The organism is Pseudomonas neuropathica (assembly GCF_051174785.1).
Lineage (GTDB): Bacteria > Pseudomonadota > Gammaproteobacteria > Pseudomonadales > Pseudomonadaceae > Aquipseudomonas > Aquipseudomonas neuropathica_A.
Window position 1 is genome coordinate 1,703,790 of the sequence record NZ_CP195111.1, and the last position, 19,941, is coordinate 1,723,730.

The 19,941-nt window shown below is 60.2% G+C and carries 21 protein-coding genes; 12 read left to right on the forward strand and 9 right to left on the reverse strand.

Translation table 11 applies throughout. From position 1 onward, the window contains the following. Positions 1–158 precede the first annotated feature (158 nt). Both ACRRSD_RS07730 and ACRRSD_RS07735 read left to right on the forward strand, forming a co-directional pair. Positions 159–2,912: a response regulator gene (locus tag ACRRSD_RS07730; RefSeq protein ID WP_435038484.1), complete on the forward strand. Its 2,754-nt coding sequence runs from the start codon at positions 159–161 to the stop codon at positions 2,910–2,912. Between the two features lie 82 nt (positions 2,913–2,994). Further along, positions 2,995–3,984, forward strand: a complete 990-nt coding sequence (locus ACRRSD_RS07735) for a 2-hydroxyacid dehydrogenase (protein ID WP_435037699.1) — start codon at positions 2,995–2,997, stop codon at positions 3,982–3,984. A gap of 12 nt (positions 3,985–3,996) precedes the next feature. Here the strand turns inward: ACRRSD_RS07735 and ACRRSD_RS07740 are convergent, their stop codons facing one another. Further along, positions 3,997–4,461 carry a hypothetical protein gene (locus ACRRSD_RS07740; RefSeq protein WP_435037700.1) on the reverse strand — a complete coding sequence of 155 codons (465 nt, stop codon included), beginning with the start codon at positions 4,459–4,461 and terminating at the stop codon, positions 3,997–3,999. 133 nt (positions 4,462–4,594) lie between these two features. Between ACRRSD_RS07740 and ACRRSD_RS07745 the strand changes: the two genes are divergently transcribed. After that, positions 4,595–5,029 (forward strand): hypothetical protein, encoded by a 435-nt coding sequence (locus ACRRSD_RS07745; RefSeq protein ID WP_435037701.1) that lies wholly within the window; start codon positions 4,595–4,597, stop codon positions 5,027–5,029. Continuing rightward, positions 5,029–5,433 (forward strand): META domain-containing protein, encoded by a 405-nt coding sequence (locus ACRRSD_RS07750; protein WP_435038485.1) that lies wholly within the window; start codon positions 5,029–5,031, stop codon positions 5,431–5,433. Before ACRRSD_RS07745 ends, ACRRSD_RS07750 begins: the two co-directional genes overlap by 1 nt. A 364-nt stretch (positions 5,434–5,797) precedes the next feature. Here ACRRSD_RS07750 and ACRRSD_RS07755 read toward each other — a convergent pair whose 3' ends face one another. Next, positions 5,798–6,265, reverse strand: coding sequence for a TlpA disulfide reductase family protein (locus ACRRSD_RS07755; RefSeq protein ID WP_102901697.1), 468 nt, complete (start codon positions 6,263–6,265; stop codon positions 5,798–5,800). Between the two features lie 113 nt (positions 6,266–6,378). Here ACRRSD_RS07755 and arsC point away from each other — a divergent pair, with 113 nt between their 5' ends. The 3 genes from arsC to ACRRSD_RS07770 are packed head-to-tail and all read left to right on the forward strand — an operon-like array spanning position 6,379 to position 7,752. Further along, positions 6,379–6,732, forward strand: a complete 354-nt coding sequence (arsC, locus tag ACRRSD_RS07760) for an arsenate reductase (glutaredoxin) (protein WP_435037702.1) — start codon at positions 6,379–6,381, stop codon at positions 6,730–6,732. Further along, a complete protein-coding gene (wrbA, locus tag ACRRSD_RS07765) occupies positions 6,729–7,325 on the forward strand; it encodes an NAD(P)H:quinone oxidoreductase (protein ID WP_093442184.1) in 597 nt (198 codons plus the stop codon). The genes arsC and wrbA overlap by 4 nt, the downstream gene beginning before the upstream one ends. 1 nt (position 7,326) lies before the next feature. Beyond that, positions 7,327–7,752: a DUF2069 domain-containing protein gene (locus tag ACRRSD_RS07770; protein ID WP_095123039.1), complete on the forward strand. Its 426-nt coding sequence runs from the start codon at positions 7,327–7,329 to the stop codon at positions 7,750–7,752. Between the two features lie 103 nt (positions 7,753–7,855). On the opposite strand, the gene ACRRSD_RS07775 is transcribed toward ACRRSD_RS07770, so the two are convergent. Both ACRRSD_RS07775 and ttcA read right to left on the reverse strand, forming a co-directional pair. Continuing rightward, on the reverse strand, positions 7,856–8,530 hold the full coding sequence (locus ACRRSD_RS07775) for a DNA-3-methyladenine glycosylase I (RefSeq protein WP_435037703.1): 675 nt from the start codon (positions 8,528–8,530) through the stop codon (positions 7,856–7,858). Between the two features lie 150 nt (positions 8,531–8,680). Next, positions 8,681–9,505 carry a tRNA 2-thiocytidine(32) synthetase TtcA gene (ttcA, locus tag ACRRSD_RS07780; protein ID WP_038367448.1) on the reverse strand — a complete coding sequence of 275 codons (825 nt, stop codon included), beginning with the start codon at positions 9,503–9,505 and terminating at the stop codon, positions 8,681–8,683. 289 nt (positions 9,506–9,794) lie between these two features. On the opposite strand from ttcA, the gene ACRRSD_RS07785 reads away from it, so the two are divergent. Further along, the gene (locus tag ACRRSD_RS07785) at positions 9,795–10,397 is read left to right on the forward strand and encodes a Yip1 family protein (RefSeq protein WP_102901694.1); all 603 of its coding nucleotides are present in this window, start codon (positions 9,795–9,797) and stop codon (positions 10,395–10,397) included. A 127-nt stretch (positions 10,398–10,524) separates the two neighbouring features. Further along, the gene (locus tag ACRRSD_RS07790; protein ID WP_007917517.1) at positions 10,525–11,019 is read left to right on the forward strand and encodes a SprT family zinc-dependent metalloprotease; all 495 of its coding nucleotides are present in this window, start codon (positions 10,525–10,527) and stop codon (positions 11,017–11,019) included. 108 nt (positions 11,020–11,127) lie between these two features. Here ACRRSD_RS07790 and ACRRSD_RS07795 read toward each other — a convergent pair whose 3' ends face one another. Further along, on the reverse strand, positions 11,128–12,309 hold the full coding sequence (locus tag ACRRSD_RS07795) for a CaiB/BaiF CoA transferase family protein (protein WP_435037704.1): 1,182 nt from the start codon (positions 12,307–12,309) through the stop codon (positions 11,128–11,130). Positions 12,310–12,454: 145 nt separating this feature from the next. Continuing rightward, the gene (locus ACRRSD_RS07800) at positions 12,455–13,789 is read right to left on the reverse strand and encodes a dicarboxylate/amino acid:cation symporter (protein ID WP_435037705.1); all 1,335 of its coding nucleotides are present in this window, start codon (positions 13,787–13,789) and stop codon (positions 12,455–12,457) included. 351 nt (positions 13,790–14,140) lie between these two features. Between ACRRSD_RS07800 and ACRRSD_RS07805 the strand changes: the two genes are divergently transcribed. After that, complete coding sequence (locus ACRRSD_RS07805; protein WP_435037706.1) at positions 14,141–15,139, forward strand: AraC family transcriptional regulator; 999 nt, start codon at positions 14,141–14,143, stop codon at positions 15,137–15,139. A 202-nt stretch (positions 15,140–15,341) separates the two neighbouring features. On the opposite strand, the gene ACRRSD_RS07810 is transcribed toward ACRRSD_RS07805, so the two are convergent. From ACRRSD_RS07810 to ACRRSD_RS07820, 3 genes are all read right to left on the reverse strand, one after another. Beyond that, positions 15,342–16,688 (reverse strand): ATP-binding protein, encoded by a 1,347-nt coding sequence (locus ACRRSD_RS07810; protein WP_435037707.1) that lies wholly within the window; start codon positions 16,686–16,688, stop codon positions 15,342–15,344. Continuing rightward, positions 16,685–17,362 carry a response regulator transcription factor gene (locus ACRRSD_RS07815; protein WP_016987432.1) on the reverse strand — a complete coding sequence of 226 codons (678 nt, stop codon included), beginning with the start codon at positions 17,360–17,362 and terminating at the stop codon, positions 16,685–16,687. The genes ACRRSD_RS07810 and ACRRSD_RS07815 overlap by 4 nt, the downstream gene beginning before the upstream one ends. 147 nt (positions 17,363–17,509) lie before the next feature. Next, positions 17,510–18,115, reverse strand: coding sequence for a hypothetical protein (locus tag ACRRSD_RS07820; RefSeq protein WP_435037708.1), 606 nt, complete (start codon positions 18,113–18,115; stop codon positions 17,510–17,512). A gap of 143 nt (positions 18,116–18,258) precedes the next feature. On the opposite strand from ACRRSD_RS07820, the gene ACRRSD_RS07825 reads away from it, so the two are divergent. Further along, a complete protein-coding gene (locus tag ACRRSD_RS07825) occupies positions 18,259–19,050 on the forward strand; it encodes a dienelactone hydrolase family protein (RefSeq protein ID WP_435037709.1) in 792 nt (263 codons plus the stop codon). Between the two features lie 150 nt (positions 19,051–19,200). Beyond that, positions 19,201–19,926, forward strand: a complete 726-nt coding sequence (locus ACRRSD_RS07830; RefSeq protein ID WP_435037710.1) for a 4'-phosphopantetheinyl transferase family protein — start codon at positions 19,201–19,203, stop codon at positions 19,924–19,926. Positions 19,927–19,941: the final 15 nt, after the last annotated feature.

Genomic DNA, 19,941 nt, shown 5'->3' on the forward strand with positions numbered 1-19,941 from the left:
ACACAAGGCTGCCCTTTCTGACAAACGAGCACTGGCGCCCTCCCCCCCCTGAGCGCATTTTTCCGGAGATTGCCCGCGAGCAAATCGCTACACTGCGCCCATGTCGCGTGCCGGATGCACGCATGAGTCAACAGATCAGCGGGATGCAGGAGATAGGCGTGCTCAAGAAACTGGGAATCAAAGGTCGCGTGTTGTTGCTGACCTTGTTGCCGACCAGCCTGATGGCGCTGGTGCTGGGTGGTTATTTCACCTGGACGCAGCAGTCCGACTTGCAGAGCCAATTGATGCAACGCGGTGAAATGATCGCCGAGCAACTGGCGCCGCTGGTGGCCCCTGCCATGGGTCACGGCAACAGCGAGTTGCTTGAGCGCATCGCCACGCAATCCCTTGAACAACCGGACGTGCGCGCGGTGACCTTCCTCGCCCCGGACCGCTCGCCGCTGGCCCACGCCGGCCCGACCATGCTCAATCAGGCGCCCAGCGGCGACAGCGCGCTTTTGCAACGGCGCAGTGGCAATGACGCGACCCGTTACCTGATGCCGGTCTTCGGCAAACATCGCAACCTCGCCGGCGAACTGATCCCGCAAGAGTCCGACCGACTGCTCGGCTGGGTCGAATTGGAACTGTCGCACAACGGCATGCTGCTGCGCGGTTATCGCAGCCTGTTTGCCAGCCTGCTGCTGATTGCCGCCGGTCTGGCGGGCGCGGCGCTGCTGGCATTGCGCATGGGCCGCACCATCAATCGTCCGCTGAGCCAGATCAAACAAGCTGTCGCGCAGCTCAAGGATGGTCATCTGGAAACGCGTCTGCCGCCGCTCGGCAGTCAGGAACTGGATGAGCTGGCCTCCGGCATCAACCGCATGGCCGGCACCCTGCAGAACGCCCGCGAAGAACTCCAGCACAGTGTCGATCAGGCCACCGAAGACGTCCGCCAGAATCTGGAAACCATCGAGATCCAGAACATCGAACTGGACCTGGCGCGCAAAGAAGCGCTGGAGGCGAGCCGGATCAAGTCCGAATTCCTCGCCAACATGAGCCACGAGATCCGCACGCCGCTCAACGGCATTCTCGGCTTCACCCATCTGTTGCAGAAAAGCGAACTGACTCCGCGTCAGCTCGACTATCTGGGCACCATCGAAAAGTCCGCCGACAGCCTGCTGGGAATTATCAACGAGATCCTCGACTTCTCGAAAATCGAGGCCGGCAAACTGGTGCTCGACCACATTCCGTTCAACCTGCGCGACCTGTTGCAGGACACCCTGACCATCCTCGCCCCCGCCGCGCACGCCAAACAGCTGGAGCTGGTCAGCCTGGTCTATCGCGACACGCCGCTGTCGCTGGTCGGTGACCCGCTGCGTCTGAAGCAGATCCTCACCAATCTTGTGAGCAACGCGATCAAGTTCACCCGCGAAGGCACCATCGTCGCCCGCGCGATGCTTGAAGATGAACAGGAAGACAGCGTGCAACTGCGCATCAGCATTCAGGACACCGGTATCGGTTTGTCGAACCAGGACGTGCGCGCGTTGTTCCAGGCGTTCAGTCAGGCCGACAATTCGCTTTCGCGCCAGCCAGGTGGCACCGGTCTGGGGCTGGTGATTTCCAAACGCCTGATCGAACAGATGGGCGGCGAAATCGGCGTCGACAGCACGCCGGGCGAAGGCTCGGAATTCTGGATCAGCCTGAGCCTGCCCAAGACCCGCGACGACGCCGAAGACTTGCCGGCCGCGCCGCTGCTCGGGCGCCGCGTGGCGGTGCTGGAAAATCACGAACTGGCGCGTCAGGCCTTGCAGCACCAACTGGAAGACTGTGGCCTCGATGTCACGCCGTTCAACACCCTCGAAAGTTTGACCAATGGCGTCACCGGCGCCCACCAGACCGATCAGGCGATTGATCTGGCGGTCATCGGCATCACCAGCAACGACATGCTGCCCGAGCGTTTGAACCAGCACATCTGGGACCTCGAGCACCTCGGCTGCAAAGTGCTGGTGCTGTGCCCGACCACCGAACAGACGTTGTTCCATTTATCGGTACCGAATCCGCACAGCCAACTGCAAGCGAAACCGGCCTGCACGCGTAAATTGCGTCGCGCCCTGGCCGATCTGGTCAACCCGCGCCAGCCCCGCAATGAGCCGGGCGAACCGCTGTCGAGCCGCGCGCCGAAAGTGCTCTGTGTCGACGACAACCCGGCCAACCTGCTGCTGGTGCAAACCCTGCTCGAAGACATGGGCGCCAAGGTGCTCGCGGTAGAAAGCGGCTACGCGGCGGTCAAAGCGGTGCAGAGCGAATCCTTCGATCTGGTGCTGATGGACGTGCAAATGCCGGGCATGGACGGCCGCCAGAGCACCGAAACCATTCGCCAGTGGGAAAGCGAGCGGCACTGCACGCCGCTGCCGATCGTCGCCCTCACCGCCCACGCCATGGCCAACGAAAAACGCGCACTGCTGCAAAGCGGCATGGACGACTACCTGACCAAACCGATCAGCGAGCGGCAACTGGCGCAGGTGGTGCTGAAATGGACCGGCCTGGCCTTGCGCAATCAAGGGCCGGAGCGGATCAGCGACAGTGCCGCGAGCAACCATGAGCTGCCGGTGCTCGATCACGAGGAAGGTTTGCGCCTGGCCGCCGGCAAGGCCGATCTGGCGGCGGACATGCTGGCCATGCTCCTCGCCTCTCTGGAAGCCGACCGCGAAGCCATCCGCGCAGCACGTGACAGCCACGACCAGAATGCCTTGCTCGAACGCGTGCATCGCCTGCACGGCGCCACACGTTACTGCGGTGTGCCGCAATTGCGCGCAGCCTGCCAGCGCAGTGAAACCCTGCTCAAACAGGACGATCCGAAAGCCACGCTGGCGCTGGATGAACTGGAACGGGCAATCAACCGCTTGGCCGCGCAAGCGAAGATCAGCGCCTGATCCACGGCAATGCCGGCCAACGCCGGCAACGCTAAAGTGGTCTCGGGTGATTCAATCCGTGTCGATGCTCCAGGAGGATTTCATGCGCACGCTCGTTTTCAGTAGCCAGACCTACGACCGCGACAGCTTCCTCGCCGCCGATTGCCCGGCGGATATCGAGCTGCAATTTCAACCGGCCCGGCTCAGCCTCGATACGGCAGCGCTGGCCGAGGCCCATGAAGTGGTCTGCGCGTTTATCAACGACGACCTCAGTGCACCGGTGCTGGAGCGTCTGGCTGCTGGTGGCACGCGCCTGATTGCGCTGCGCTCGGCGGGTTACAACCATGTCGATCTGCTCGCGGCAAAACGTCTGGGACTGGCCGTGGTGCGTGTACCGGCCTACTCGCCACATGCGGTGGCCGAACATGCCGTGGCGCTGATCCTCGCCCTCAACCGTCGCCTGCACCGCGCCTATAACCGCACCCGTGAGGGCGATTTCAGCCTGCACGGCCTGACCGGTTTCGATCTGGTCGGCAAAACGGTGGGGATTGTCGGCACCGGACAGATCGGCGCGACTTTCGCCAAAATCATGCACGGCTTCGGTTGTGAGTTGCTGGCCTGCGATCCATTCCCGAATCCGGAGGTGCTGGCGTTGGGCGCACGCTATCTGAGTCTGCCGGAACTGCTCGCGCAGTCGCGGATCATCAGCCTGCACTGCCCGCTCAACGGGCAGAGCAAACACCTGATCAACCGCGACTCGCTGGCACACATGCAAGCCGGCGCCATGCTCATCAATACCGGTCGCGGTGGTCTGGTCGACACCCCGGCGCTGATTGACGCCTTGAAGGACGGCCAGCTCGGCTATCTGGGCCTGGATGTCTATGAAGAAGAGGCGCAACTGTTTTTCGAGGATCGTTCCGACCTGCCCTTGCAGGACGATGTGCTGGCGCGATTGCTGACCTTTCCCAACGTGATCATTACTGCGCATCAGGCTTTTTTGACCCGTGAAGCACTGGGTGCGATTGCCGCAACCACACTGCACAACATCGCGACCTGGGTGGCAGGAACGCCACAGAACCAGGTCGAGGGTTGACGGTTTGGCGGCCTATTTCGGCGAAAGCGAAGACGCCAGAATCAACAACGCCAGCCAACCGAAGCCAAAGAAGCGCTGTTTCATCGAGTGGCCGTAGCGCAGCAGGAACCAGACGAAAACCATCGGCAGCAGGAAGATCATGATCTTCAGCCAGCCTTCCACCGGGCGACTGCCGTCGGCATTGGCCTGCTCAGTGGCCGGTTGCTCGGTTGGTTGTTGGCGCCGACGCCGCGCAGCAGCCGGCATGACTTTCGGTAAAGGTTGCGGTTCAGGCGCTGGAGCACTGACTTCGGGCACTGCCTTGTTACGCGGCAGACTGCCGAAAGAAATCGTCGAAGGCTGAGCCGGGGCGGGTGCCGCGCCTGTCTGCGTTTGGGCTTGAGCGGTTTGCTCCAGCATCGGAGCCCCACAATGAATGCACGCACTGGCGACTGAGCTAATGCTCCTCTTGCATTCATAACATTCGATCAGCGCCATGTTCCGTTCCTTCAGATTCGAGGCCGGCAGTTTGCCATGAGTGTCGCGGCATTTGAACCGGATCGAAGGTTGCACGCGCGCATCATTCTGCAATCAAGCCCGTGCTAGCATGTCGCGCATATTTGGAGGACCCATGGTCGAACACGATTTCCGCTACACCCTGATGAACCCGCAACACACCCTCACCGAATGCCGCGCCCTCGTTCCGGGCCGCTATCAGGTCACCGGCAATGGTGGCTCGATTCGCATCGGTGACGCGCTGTTGGTCACCCTCAAAGGCAGCAAGGACTTGTCCATGTGCCTGACCGTTGAAACCGTCCGCCACCTGATCAATCCGCCGGGCCAATGGACCGCGATGACCACGGGCCCGGTGTTCGGTGAGCTGGCGATCCACACCTGGCAGGTCAATTGCGACAGCTGCGCCAAAGAGCTGAGCTTCGAATTCGCCGTGGACGCCAAACTCGGTAAAACCGCAGAAAAACCGGCAGCCACCGCGCGCATCGCCGAACTGGGCTGGAAAGCCGTTGGCGACAAGCACTTGTGCCCGAAATGCCAGGTGTCGGCATGATCAAACGCCTTGCCCTGACCGCGCTGGTCGGTGCCGGCCTGGTGGGCTGTGCCGCAGAACCTGTGCAACTGCAACAGAACCGCAGCTACATTCTGGAGTGGATCGGTGAGCGGCCGTTGATGGATTACAGCCATCTGACCGTGACCCTGGGCGATGATGGCCGCGCCTACGGCAACGGTGGCTGCAACCATTGGTTCGCGCCGTATACGCTGGACGGCGACAAGTTGAGCTTCGGCAAGATCGGCAAGACCCGCAAACTTTGTGCACCGGCACTGATGGAGCAGGAACAACGCTTCCTGCAGGCGCTGGAACATGTCGAGCGCTGGGACATCTCGCCGATCGAGCAGATGCGTTTCTGGCCGGCTGAAGGCAAGCCGTTGCGCTGGTGGCTGGAAGAGGGGTGATTGGCTAGTCCGCCGATGCCCTCACCCTAGCCCTCTCCCAGGGGGAGAGGGGACTGATTGGGGGATATTGGAGAGGTACGCCGACCTGAAAGGTCTTCACCGAATCCGTAATCGGCTGAATCTTTTAGGTCGATGAGTCCGCCGATGCCCTCACTCTAACCCTCTCCCAGGGGGAGAGGGGACTGATTGGGGGATATTGGAGAGGTACACCGACTTGAACGAGTGCAATTGAATCCATAATCGACTGGATCTTGCTTTGGCGAGTCTACAATCGACTCGATCTCTCAGGTCGCTGTAACTCGCCAGACACCTCGGTCGGCCCCCTCTCCCCCCGGGAGAGGGCTGGGGTGAGGGGCTTTTGACGTTACTGGGTCGCCTGCAGAGCCTCAAGCTTGGCCATCACTCCAGCCGCCGTCTGCTCCCCCATCAACTGTTCACGCACCTTGCCCTTGTTGTCGATGATGTACGTCACCGGCAGCGCTTCACTGCGCGGCAACTCGAACAGCTCTGCCGGATCCTGCGCCAGCACGGTGAACTTGATGCCCAGTTTTTCACTGGCGTCTTTCAGCTCTACGCCCTGCACATTGTCGAAGTTCACCCCGAACACGCCAACGTTCTTGCTCTTCAGCTCATCCGCCAAATGATTGAGTTCCGGGATCTCGGTCCGGCACGGGCCGCACCATTCGGCCCAGTAGTTGAGCACTACCCATTGTTTGTCCAAACGCTCGGACGCAACTTTCTGACCATTCTGGTCGATACCGTAATCATTGCCGCAGCCCCCCAGCATCAACGCCCCGATTATCGTCAATGCCGCTGCCAATCGCCGTGTCATGTCGTGTTCCTTGTGAAAATTTGAAGGCGCCTGCGACCCATTGCCTCCGAAGGTTCTGGATTGCGCGCTGCACAGTTAGAATAGCCGCCACTTTACGCCAGAAGCGACCCGCCATGACCGATCTGACGCTTTATCACAATCCGCGCTGCTCGAAATCCCGCAGCGCGCTGGAGCTGCTTGAAGCCCGCGGCCTGACCCCGAACGTCGTGCGTTACCTCGAAACCCCTTTGAGCGCGGCGCAAATCAAGGCCCTGCTCGGCAAGCTCGGGATCGGCGCACGCCAGTTGCTGCGCACCGGGGAAGATGAATACAAAAGGCTTCAGCTGGCTGACGCAAGCCTCAGCGAAGCGGAGTTGATCGAAGCCATCGCTCAGCACCCGAAACTGATGGAGCGACCGATTCTCGAAGTCGGCGACAAAGCCGCCATCGGTCGTCCGCCGGAAAATATCCTGGAGTTGTTGCCGTGAGCGCGCCGTACATTCTGGTGCTGTATTACAGCCGCAATGGCTCGACCAACGAGATGGCCCGGCAGATTGCCCGTGGTGTCGAGCAGGCCGGTCTCGAAGCGCGTTTGCGCACCGTGCCGGCAATCTCTACCGAGTGCGAAGCCGTGGCCCCGGCCATACCGGACGAAGGCGCGCTCTACGCCACTCTCGATGATTTGAAGAACTGCGCCGGTCTGGCCCTCGGCAGCCCAACGCGCTTTGGCAACATGGCCGCACCGCTGAAATACTTCCTCGATGGCACCAGCAACCTCTGGCTGACCGGCGCGCTGGTCGGCAAACCAGCCGGCGTGTTCACCTCCACCGCCAGCCTGCACGGCGGTCAGGAAACCACGCTGCTGTCGATGATGTTGCCGTTGCTGCACCACGGCATGCTCATCACCGGTCTGCCTTACAGCGAATCGGCGCTGCTGGAAACCCAGGGCGGCGGTACGCCTTACGGTGCCAGTCATCACGCTGGGGCTGACGGTAAAAAAGGCCTCGATCAGCACGAAGTGGCGCTGTGCCGTGCGCTGGGTCTGCGGCTGGCGAAAACCGCTCAGAAACTGGTGGGCTGAGATGGCGAAGAAGCCGAAGATTCTGCCGAGTGTCGAGTGGCTTGCGCCGCGCGTGAAAGCGATGCGGGTTGTCAGCCTGCTGAGCTTTTTCGCTTTGGCCGGATTGCTCGCTGCATACTATCTGGTCTTCGCCGACCTGCACGGTGCACGGCCGTGGGTGATTCTGCTGGTCGAGTTGATCCCGTGGATCGTCCTTGCCCCGGCGATGATCATGGGCAGCGCCCGTGGGCATTCGTGGATGTGTTTTGTGGTGAATCTGTATTTCATCAAGGGCGCACTGGCGGCGTATGACCCGAACCGACAGTGGTTTGGCGTGCTGGAGATGGTTGCGAGCCTGGCGGTGTTCTGCTCGGCGCTGCTGTATGTGCGGTGGCGGTATCAGTTGAATCGCAAGTTGGCAGGTGAAGGCGAGATCTCCGTCGCCTAAACGGACGCCTTCGTCGGAACGCCGCCCGGAGCAAGCTCGCTCCCACATTTGGAATGTGTTCCCCTGTGGGAGCGAGCCTGCTCGCGAATGGGGCGACGCGGTCTTAATGGTTGACGGTGTAAGCGAGCATCATCGAAATCTGGCTCATTGCCCGGCCGCCGCTCTGTTCATGCCACTGGTTGAACGCATCCTGCACGATCGCCAGATCACGCAGACTGGTCGGCACCTTGTCGACGATCTTCTGAGCGTTCAGCGCCGCCACCACGTCGTAGCTCGGCACGAACGTATCTTTGCCGACCATGCGCAAAAACCGTGGCGCCGACAGCCCGCCGAGTTGATGACCGTGCTTTTTCAGGTACGTCCACAGACCGACGATATCAGTCACCGGCCAGTCGGCGATCAGCGCGCCGAAACTGCCCTTCTCCTTCTCCACATCGAGCATGAACTGCGCATTGCGCGGCACGCTTTTCAGCTTGCCGAGATGACGAATGATCCGCGCATCCTGCATCAGACGCTCAAGGTGTTCGGCACTCATCAGCACGACTTTTTCCGGGTCGAACTTGAAGAACACTTCCTCGAAGGCCGGCCACTTGGCGTCGACCAGACTGTGCTTGAGGCCGGCGCGGAATACGCGCAGGGCCATGGTCGAGAGGTAGCGGTCGTCGCTGATCTTGCGCAATTGCGTCGGGGTCTTGGGAACGGGCAGATGGGCTTCCAGTTCAGCCGCCGAACCGAAGCGGTTCAGACAGTATTCGTGCAGCCACTTGTAATCGCGCATGCCCTCTCCTGGGAATTGAAAATGAAATTTTACCTGTGAACACAAAACACTGTGGGAGCGAGCTTGCTCGCGAAAGCGGTCTGTCATTCAACACGGATGTCGGCTGACACGACGCCTTCGCGAGCAAGCTCGCCCCCACATGGATCGGGTTTACAGATTGACGACGTTGACGAAGCGCGAAGCTGCGGTCTCGTCGATCTTCAGGCTGGTGAAGTCGAACAGGTTGCGGTCGGCCAGTTGCGACGGGATCACGTTCTGCAGACTGCGGAAGATGCTTTCAGTTCGACCGGGGGTCTTGCGCTCCCAGTCCAGAAGCATTTCCTTGACCACCTGACGCTGCAGGTTTTCCTGCGAACCGCAGAGGTTGCACGGGATGATCGGGAATTCTTTCAAATCCGAGTAAGCCTGAATGTCTTTCTCGTTGCAGTACGCCAGCGGACGAATCACCACGTTGCGACCATCGTCGGCGCGCAGCTTCGGCGGCATCGCTTTGAGGCTGCCGTTGAAGAACATGTTGAGGAAGAACGTCTCGACGATGTCGTCGCGGTGGTGACCGAGGGCCATTTTGGTCGCGCCGATTTCGTCGGCGAAGGTGTACAGCGTGCCGCGACGCAGGCGCGAGCACAGAGAGCAAGTGGTCTTGCCTTCCGGGATCAGTTCCTTGACCACCGAGTAGGTGTCTTTCTCGACGATGTGATACTCGACGCCCAGTTCTTTCAGATAGGCCGGCAGCACATGCTCAGGGAAGCCCGGCTGCTTCTGGTCCATGTTCACCGCGACGATCTCGAACTTGATCGGGGCAACCTTCTGCAGGTGCAGCAGCACGTCGAGCATGGTGTAACTGTCCTTGCCGCCGGACAGGCAGACCATCACCTTGTCGCCATCTTCAATCATGTTGAAATCGGCGACCGCTTCGCCGGCCAGACGGCGCAGGCGCTTTTGCAGTTTGTTCTGGTTGACCGTAAGAGTGCCCATGACGCGAAATCCGTGAGGTGTGACGAAAGGCCGGCATTTTACGCAAAAACCCCGGGGTTGTGGGCACAGGTTGTCGCGGCCAGCCGACGACGCGTTAACAGACCCCGAGGCGATTACCCGCCCTGTTTACAGCGCGATTTGCTCTAAGCCCCTAATACCTGTGCGGGTAAGACCTTTCTATACTGCGACATAAGGTCGCACACAATCTGAAGACCTGTATTTGCTCGGCCACCTTGGCCCGTAGGCGCTCCGCTGGGGGGCGATGGCAATAACAAGAGGAGTGACTGGCATGATCCATCACGTAGTGGGACTTTTCACCCACCCCGATCAGGAATGGAAGGAAATCCGTGGCGACCAAGAGGAAAGCATCAGCCACATGTACCTCACCCACACGCTGATCCTGGCGGCGATTCCGGCAATCTCGGCGTTTATCGGCACCACCCAGGTCGGCTGGGTGATCGGTAATCGCGCGCCGGTCATGCTGACCTTTGAAAGCGCACTGTGGATGACGATCATGTCGTACCTGGCCATGCTCGGCGGGGTCGCAGTGATGGGCGCTTTCGTGCACTGGATGGCGCGCACTTATGACGCCAATCCAAGCCTGGCACGTTGCGTGGCCTTCGCCACCTACACCGCGACACCGTTGTTTGTCGGTGGGCTGGCGGCGCTGTATCCACATATGTGGCTGGGGATGATCGTCGGCACGGCGGCCATCTGTTACACGGTTTATCTGCTGTATGTGGGTCTGCCGACTTTCATGAATATTCCGTCGGACGAGGGCTTCCTGTTTTCCAGCTCGGTGCTGGCGGTGGGTCTGGTGGTGCTGGTGGCCATCATGGCATTCACCGTGATTGTCTGGGGGCTGGGCGTCGGGCCTGTGTATACGAACTGACTCGACAGGCTGATCACAGGCCGCCGCAAGGCGGCCTTGTCGTTTCAAGAATGACCATTCGGCAGCTCGACGATTCGCAAGTCCACAGCGTTGCGGCATACTCGACGCCTCTGGAGATCCATCAAGCATGCCCGAGCAACTCAATACCCGCGTCGAAGACTGTTACCAACTCGCTGAATCCTTTTTCAAACGTTCTTTCCCACGCCCTGTCGTCAGTCTCAAGCTGCGCGGGCAAAAAGCTGGTGTCGCGCATCTGCACGAGAATCTGCTGCGCTTCAATCCGCAGCTGTACCGGGAAAACACCGAACACTTCCTCAAGCAGACCGTGGCCCACGAAGTCGCGCACCTGATCGCCCATCAGCTGTTCGGGGAGCGCATTCAGCCCCACGGCGAGGAATGGCAACTGATCATGCGCGGCGTTTACGAACTGCCGCCGGATCGCTGCCACACCTATGCAATCAAGCGCCGCAGCGTGACCCGCTATATCTACAAATGCCCGTGTGCCGACAGTGATTTTCCGTTTTCGGCACAGCGCCATAGTCTGGTGCGGCAGGGGCGGCGCTACCTGTGTCGGCGCTGCCGGAATACCTTGGTGTTCAGTGGTGAGATGCGCGTCGAATAGTCAGTTTTTTATTGCCTGTACTGGCCTCTTCGCGAGCAAGCTCGCTCCCACCTTGGAATGCATTCTCCTGTGGGAGCGAGCTTGCTCGCGAAAGGGTCGGCACAGGCACTAAAGAATGACTTTGGCCTGGCGCAGCTCTTCAATTTTCGAAGGACTCAACCCCAACTCCGCCAACACCTGATCCGTATGCTGCCCCAACGCCGCGCCAACATGCCGCGGCGCCGGCAACGCTTCGGAAAACTTCAACGGACAGGCCATTTGCGCCTGCGTCGTGCCATCCCCACGCGGCACCTGCGTCACCAGTTCCCGAGCCTGCAAATGCGGATGGCGCACCGCCTCACCCAGACTCAACACCGGCTCGACACACGCATCGATCCCGGCAAACATTTCACATAGTTCAGCAAAGTCATGTTTTTCAAACTCGACCGTCAGTGCGTATTTCAACGCCCGCTGCTGCTCAGGCTTTGGGGACAGCCCTTGCGCGGCCAACTCCGGCCGCCCCAACGCCGTACACAGTTGCTGCATAAAGCCTGGTTCCAGACTGCCCACCGACATCCAGCGGCCATCGCGAGAGCGGTAATAATCGTAGAAGCTGCCGCCGTTGAGCATCTGGTCTTCCCACTCCGGCTCTTCTCCGCACGCCAGATATCCCGCCCCCGCCATGGCATTCAGGCTGAACGCGCAATCGGTCATGCTCACATCCAGATGCGTGCCCTGCCCACTCTGCTGACGCGCAATCACTGCCGCCAACAAGCCGATCACCCCGTGCAACGAACCACCGGCAACATCCGCCACTTGCATGCCCAGCGGCAACGGCCCGCTGTCGGCGCGACCGGTGTAACTGGCCAGCCCCGCCAGCGCCAGGTAATTGATGTCATGCCCGGCGCGATCCTTGTACGGCCCGCTCTGGCCGTAACCGGTGATCGACACGTAGATCAGCTTCGGATTGATCGCCTTCAGCGCTTCATAACCCAGGCCCAGGCGCTCCATCACACCGGGGCGAAACTGCTCGAGGACGATGTCGTAATCGGCCAGCAATTGCTTGATCACTTCCAGCGCCTCGGGCTGCTTGAGATCCAGCGCCAGGCTGCGTTTGTTGCGGTTCAGGTAAGCGTGACTGGCCGAAACTCCGCCATCATGCGGCGGCAACACCCGCAGCAGGTCCAGGCGCGTCGGTGACTCGATGCGCAGCACTTCAGCGCCCATGTCCGCCAGCAACAATGAGGCGAACGGCCCCGGTAGCAGTGTCGAGAAATCGAGGATCTTCAGTGAGGCCAGCGGTGCGGACATGGGTGAACTCCTTGGGCGATGCACTCAGCCTAGGCAGCGATGCCGCGAACGGCAATCACCGCAAATGTCAGCGGGTGTGACCGTTACGCTCAAATATCAGGCAAGAAAAAACCCGCCGAAGCGGGTTTTTCCAGGCAAGCAATGCTTACTTCACATTGCTTGGGGTTGGGCCTTCAGCCACACCCAGGTCATCTTCTTCACGCTCGTCAGAGATACCGCGACCGCCCGAGGCCAGCTCGGTTTGCAGTTGGTCGGTATCCAGCTCTTTGACCCACTTGGCAACCACGATGGTGGCTACTGCGTTACCGACCAGGTTGGTCAGTGCGCGGGCTTCGGACATGAAGCGGTCGATACCGAGGATCAGCGCCAGACCGGCCACCGGCAGGTGACCTACCGCCGACAGGGTCGCGGCCAGTACGATGAAGCCCGAACCGGTCACGCCAGCCGCGCCTTTGGAGGACAGCAGCAATACCAGCAGCAGGGTGATCTGGTGAGTGATGTCCATGTGGGTGTCGGTCGCCTGAGCGATGAACACGGCCGCCATGGTCAGGTAGATCGAAGTACCGTCGAGGTTGAACGAGTAACCGGTCGGGATCACCAGACCGACTACGGATTTCTTCGCGCCCAGACGCTCCATCTTGATCAGCATGCGTGGCAATGCCGATTCCGACGAGGACGTGCCCAGTACGATCAACAGCTCTTCACGGATGTAGCGCACCAGCTTAAACACGCTGAAACCGTGAGCACGGCAGATCGCACCCAGCACCACCACCACGAACAGGATGCAGGTGATGTAGAAGCAGATCATCAACTGGCCCAGTTGCACCAGCGAGCCGACGCCGTAGGCACCGATGGTGAACGCCATGGCGCCCAGTGCACCGAGTGGCGCCAGTTTCATGATCATGTTGATGATGTTGAACATGACATGGGCGAAGCGATCGATCATGTCCAGCAGCGGACGACCGTACGAACCCAGGCGATGCAGGGCGTAGCCGAAGATCACCGAGAACATCAGCACTTGCAGGATGTCACCGGTGGCGAACGCGCCGACGATAGTGTTCGGGATTACATTGAGGAGGAAACCGACAATGCTCTGGTCTTTACTGGCCGTCACATAAGTGGCGATTTTCGAGGCGTCCAGGGTGGTGACGTCGATGTGCATGCCGGCGCCCGGTTGCACAACGTTGACCACGATAAGACCGATCAGCAGGGCAATGGTGGAAACGATTTCGAAGTACAGCAGCGCATAGCCGCCGGTCTTGCCCACGGATTTCATGTTCTGCATGCCGGCGATGCCGCTGACAACGGTACAGAAGATGATAGGGGCGATGACCATTTTGATCAGTTTGATGAACCCGTCACCCAGCGGCTTGAGGGCTACACCGGTCTGAGGGTAGAAGTGACCAAGCAGGATGCCGATGGCGATGGCAACGATCACCTGGAAATACAGGGATTTGTACAGTGGCTGACGAGTCGTCATTGCAGATTTCCTCAAGAGCCTCGCGTGGCAACATCCATCTGTTGACCGCGAAACCTGAATTGCGAACCCTCCTGCACTGGAGGGATTTGTTGTTGGAGCAGCGTTTTCCATCAGGGCGAAACGCACGCTTCTGTGGCTTGTATCGCAAACGTCGTGCCACTTTGGTGCGATTGCCTGCAAGCCTTTTGATATCAGGGATTACAGGCTCATGGGTGTCACCATCCGGTGACTCAAGTGTGGCGGATTTCCGCCAACTCACCGCCTCTCGTCCTACAATTTGGCGGAAATCCGCCTTGTAGGCGTGTCCAGCCGCCGGCTACCATCCGGCGCCTGAGGAAGGATCTGCCGCTTATGCGCGAACGCACCATTGCCAGTCATTTCGCCCGCGCCGCCCTCGGTGGTGCGCGCCGCCAAGGGTTCGATTACTCGGGCCTGCTGTTGCAACTGGGCATCAGCCCGGAACTGCTCGATGAGCCGCGTGCGCGCATAGCTCCGGAACAATTCACCCGGTTGATTCAGGGCCTGTGGCTGGCGCTGGACGACGAATACCTGGGTTTCGGCAACGCGCCAAGCAAACCCGGCAGTTTCGCCATGATGTGCCACGCCTCGATTCACTGCCGCAATCTGGAGAAAGCCCTGCAACGCGGTTTACTGTTTTATAGCCTATTCCCCGAAGCCCCGCGCCTGAGCCTGACACGTGAAGACGAATGGGTACGTTTGAGCCTCGATGATTCGCAGATGTGGGACCCGGATCACTTTCTCACCGAGAGCCTGCTGGTGATCTGGCATCGCCTCGGCAGTTGGCTGATTGGCCAGCGGATTCGCCTTGAACAGGCGAGCTTCAGCTATCCACGCCCCGAGCACGGCGCTGAATACGACTTGTTGTTCCCCTGCCCGCTGACTTTCGGCACCGAGCAAAGCAGCCTGTTGTTCCACAGCAGATATCTACACATGCCGCTGTTGCAGGACGAACGCACGCTCAAACATTTCCTCGAACGCTCCCCCGCCGACCTGCTCTCACGCCCGGACGACGGTGACAGCCTGAGCAGTCGCCTGCGCCGCTTGCTCAGTCGCGACACGGCACACTGGCCGGATCTCGAGGCGGTGGCGGCGCACTTGCACATCAGCCCGCAGACCTTGCGTCGGCACTTGCGTGAGGAAGGCAGCAGCTTTCAGGAGTTGAAGGATCAGTTGCGGCGGGATATCGCCATTTATCATTTGGGGCGGGCGGATCTGTCGTTGCAGCAGATTGCCGAGCAGCTCGGGTTCTCCGAGCCGTCGGCGTTTCATCGGGCGTTCAAAAAGTGGACGGGGCTGACGCCGGGGGCTTATCGGGCGCAGGAGCAATGAGGCTATAAATCAAAAGCCCCTCACCCTAACCCTCTCCCGGAGGGAGAGGGGACTGATTGGGGGATGCTCAAGAAGTACGCCGACCTGAAACATCGCTACTGAATCCATAATCGACTGGCTATTTCAGGTCGATGTAAAGCGCCAGACACCTCGGTCGGCCCCCTCTCCCTCTGGGAGAGGGCTGGGGTGAGGGCACTCGCAATCACACCGCCGGAAAATGAATCCTGAACGCCGCCCCACCCATCGGCGAATCACCCAACGCCAGTTTGGCGTTGTAGCTTTCAATAATGTCCTTGACCACCGCCAACCCGATGCCCTGCCCCGGATGCTGGGCATCCAGCCTTTCACCGCGCTCCAGAATCCGTGCACGCTGGTCCGGCGGTACGCCCGGGCCGTCGTCTTCGACGCACAGTTCGATCCCGGCGAGGGTCTCGCGCACGCTGATGCGCACTTCGCCCAGACACAGGCGATAGGCGTTCTCCAGCAAGTTGCCCAGCATCTCCAGCAGCGCGCCCTGCTCGATCGGCACATAACAATGCTCGGGCAGATCAAACGCCACCCGCACATGTTTATCGCGGTAAACCTTGTCCAGCGTGTCGCAAAGGCTTTTGAGCACCGGTTGCAGGCGCACCTGGTGTCGCACCAGTCCACTTTTACGCAAGCTGGCCCGTTGCAGTTGATAGCTGATCTGCTGGCTCATGCGTTCGATCTGGCTTTGCAGCACCCAGGCCTGATCGCGTTCTTCGGGACGTTGGGCCATGTCCTCGCTGACGCCCTGCAGCACCGCCAACGGGGTTTTCAGGCTGTGCGCCAAGTCATCAAGGGAATCGCGATAACGACTGCGCTGTTGCCGTTCGCTGTGCAGCAAACGGTTGAGCGAGCCGGTCAGGCGCAGCAGTTCGCGCGGATGTTGCTCAGTCAGACTTTCACGGGTGCCGCCCTCGATTTCGTCGAGTTCCTGACTGAGCCGGCGCAAGGCTTTGAGGCCCCAGGTCAGACCGATCCACAACAGCGCCAGCAACACGAGTAACGCAGCACCGAAGCCCAGATAGAGATTCTCGCGTAGGCCTTCGAGGGTGGTTTCGTACTCGCGCACCGGTTGCAGGGCGACGATGCTGAACGCCGCGCTTTTGCCGCCGAGCAGCTTGACCTCAACGTCGTAGACGAAGAATTCCTGGCCGTTGCTTTCGCGGATCCGCGCGAACTCGTTACCGAGTCCGTCATAGCGTGGCTTGTAGTTGATCTGCTCTTCCTGGGTGGCTTTCGAGCGCCAGACCAGATGCCCTTCGCGGTCGTAGATGTAGCCGAGCAAACGGAAATCGGTGAGGTTGAAACGCTCATCCGGCAACTGATTGGGCATCACCAGCCGACCGTTTTCGATGCGCGCGGCCGAGATCAGCGTGGTCACGTCCGAGGCCAGGCGCTGCTCGATCGAGTCTTGCAACGCCAGGCTGAACGCGCCTTGCATCGCCGGCAGCAAGGCGAGCATAAACAACACCGCCAACGTGGTGGCGGCGAGCATCAAGCGAACGCGAAGAGAACGAATCAAGTGCAGCGCTCATTGAACAGGTAGCCGAGGCCGCGCACGGTGTCGATCGGCTTGAACCCGGCCGGGCCTTCGAGTTTGCGGCGCAGACGGCCGACCAGCACTTCAATGACATTCGGATCGCGCTCGTCGTCATCCGGATAGAGCTGCTCCATCAAGCGATCCTTGGGCACCACTTGCTGGTGATGACGCATCAGGTATTCAAGGATGCGGTACTCGTAGGCGGTCAGCGCCAGCGGTTGCTCGTCGAGGGTGGCCTGTTTGCGATTGAGGTCGAGCAGCAGCGGCCCGGCGACGATGGTCGACTGGGTGAAACCGCTGGAGCGGCGCAGCAAGGCATTCAGGCGCGCGTCGAGTTCTTCGAACTGGAACGGTTTGACCACGTAATCGTCGGCACCGGCGGCGAGGCCTTCGACCTTGTCCTGCCAGTTGCCGCGCGCGGTGAGGATCAGGATCGGGAAGGTCTTGCCGCCCGCGCGCAACTGGCGGATCAAGTCGAGACCGCCCATGCCCGGCAGGCCGAGATCGATCACCGCCAGGTCGAAGTTGAACTGCCCGGTCTGGTACAGCGCCTCCTCGGCATTGGCCACGGATTCGACCACGTGACCACTTTCCGTCAGGCGGGTTTGCAGGTGATGGCGCAACAGCGCTTCATCTTCGACGACCAACAGTTTCATGACTTCTCCTAATCACTTGAAATCTCCACAACCACTGTGGGAGCGAGCTTGCTCGCGAAGGCGGTTATTCAGTCAACGATGATGTTGAATGAAACATCGCTTTCGCGAGCAAGCTCGCTCCCACAGGGTTCCAAGGCGATTCGCTCCTTAGAAATTGTAGTTGGCCGACAGGTAAGTCTGCGCGCTGCTGGTCAAATCCAGCGAGCCTTGCTTGCTGCCACCGCGCTCGCTCATCTCGGTGCTGGCGTTGCTGCGCAGGTAACGGTAACCGAGTTCGACCGAAGTGTTTTGCGATACTTGTTGCAACACACCGAGCTGACCGCCGACGGCATAACCGATATCACTGTCGCGGCTAAAGCCTGGCGACTCCTGAGTCAGTTTGGTCAGACCGGCCGTTGCACCGCCGAACAGCTTGGTGCTGCCACCCACCGGGTAGAACAGATCGTAGCTGCCCAACAGGTTTTCCTGACGCAGTTTAATGCCATTGTGCGAACCCGACACGTTGTCGTAGGTGGCGTAGTAACGACCCTGGCTGTTTTGCTGACCGAGGCGTACGCCGTAGGTGTTGTTGCCGTCGATGGCGCCAGTGGCGTTCGGGTGGTCGAGGTTGTTGTTCAGTGCATGGGACTTGTCGATCTTGTCACTGGTCTGGCCGAAGGTCAGGCCGGCGAAGTTCGAAGTGGTGTCGGCCTGGGCCGCAATACTGGCGCTCATTACGCTCAATGCCAGCAACAGTTTGTTAAAACGAGTCATGGGTATTTCCTCTTTCACAGTGCTGTTTGGGTATGGCGCAAGGTTACTGACCTCCCCCTGTACCGCCCCTGAACCGTCTCTGAACCTGACCTGAACCAAATGAACTAGGCTGTTTTGACCTTTTATTGTCAGGAGACCCGACCATGCGCCTGTTCCTTGCCCTAACGTTGTTGGCTGTCAGCAGCCTTACTCAGGCTGCGATCAAGACTGAAGAAATCCCCTACCAGAGCGCCGACGGCACCAAGCTGATTGGCTACTACGCCTATGACGACGCCATCAAAGGCAAGCGTCCGGGTGTCGTCGTGGTGCACGAATGGTGGGGCTTGAACGATTACGCCAAGCGCCGTGCGCGGGATTTGGCCGAGCTCGGCTACAGCGCCCTGGCGATCGATATGTACGGCGAAGGCAAGAACACCGAGCACCCGAAAGACGCGATGGCGTTCATGCAGGCAGCGACTCAGGACGCCGCGGCTTCCAGCAAGCGCTTTGAGGCGGGGCTGAATTTGCTGAAGAAACAGCCGCAGACCGACGTCAACAAAATCGCCGCCATCGGTTACTGCTTCGGCGGTGGCGTAGTGCTCAACGCCGCGCGTCAAGGTGAGCCATTGGCGGGGGTGGTGAGTTTCCACGGTGCGCTGGCGACCAAAACCCCAGCGACGCCCGGCAGTGTGAAGGCGAAGATTCTGGTCGAGCACGGCGCACTGGACAGCATGGTCACGGCCGACAATGTCACGGCGTTCAAAGCGGAAATGGACAAGGCCGGCGCTGACTATAAATTTGTCAGCCTGGATGGCGCCAAGCATGGCTTTACCAATCCGGATGCCGATCGCCTGAGCCATGGCGAGCACGGTGGCCCGGACATCGGTTACAACAAGGCAGCGGATGAACAATCCTGGGCGGACATGAAAGCGTTTTTCCAGAAAATCTTTAGCTGATCAGAGAGACCGCGGCGCGGCCTTCGCGAGCAGGCTCGCTCCCACAGGGGATCTACTTGGCGGCATAGATCCAGTGTGAGAGCGAGCCTGCTCGCGAAAGCTTCACCGCCAATCTCGACCTTGTCTCGACTAACCGGCAAAATGCGCGCCATGAATCTCACCCCCGCCCTCCCCGCCTGCTGCACCGCGCTCGACAGCCACTGGCCGTTGCCAACGGTATTGCCCGACACCGTGCTGCTCAGCACCCATTTCGACCCGGCACGACTACTCGGCGATGATTTCCAACGTAGCGCCGTCGTTGCGCCGCCAAGCATTCAACGTTCAGTAGCCAAGCGACAGGCAGAATTTCTCGCCGGGCGGATTTGTGCCCGCGCGGCGTTGCAGCAATTGGAAGGCAGCTGCATTGTCCCGGCGATTGGCGAAGATCGCGCGCCGATCTGGCCAGCCCATATTTGCGGCTCGATCACTCACAGCACCGGACGCGCGGCAGCGATTGTCGCCAGCAAGCAGCACTGGCGCGGTTTGGGTATGGATCTGGAAAATCTGCTGAGTACCGAACGTGCCGAGCGTCTGGCCGGGGAGATTCTCACGCCGGCGGAAATGCAGCGCATGACTGCCGGGCCACGGGAGCAGTTGGCGCTGCTGGTAACGTTGACGTTCTCGGTGAAAGAGAGTTTGTTCAAGGCGCTGTACCCGATCGTGCAGCAGCGCTTTTATTTCGAGCATGCTGAAGTGCTGGAGTGGACTGAGGCCGGTGAAGTCCGGTTGCGGTTGTTGACGGACTTGTCTGCTGAATGGCGCAACGGCACTGAACTGGAGGCGCAGTTCGGGGTGCAGGATGGGCATTTGTTGAGTCTGGTCAGCATTCAGGCCTGAAATCTTTCAGCGTCT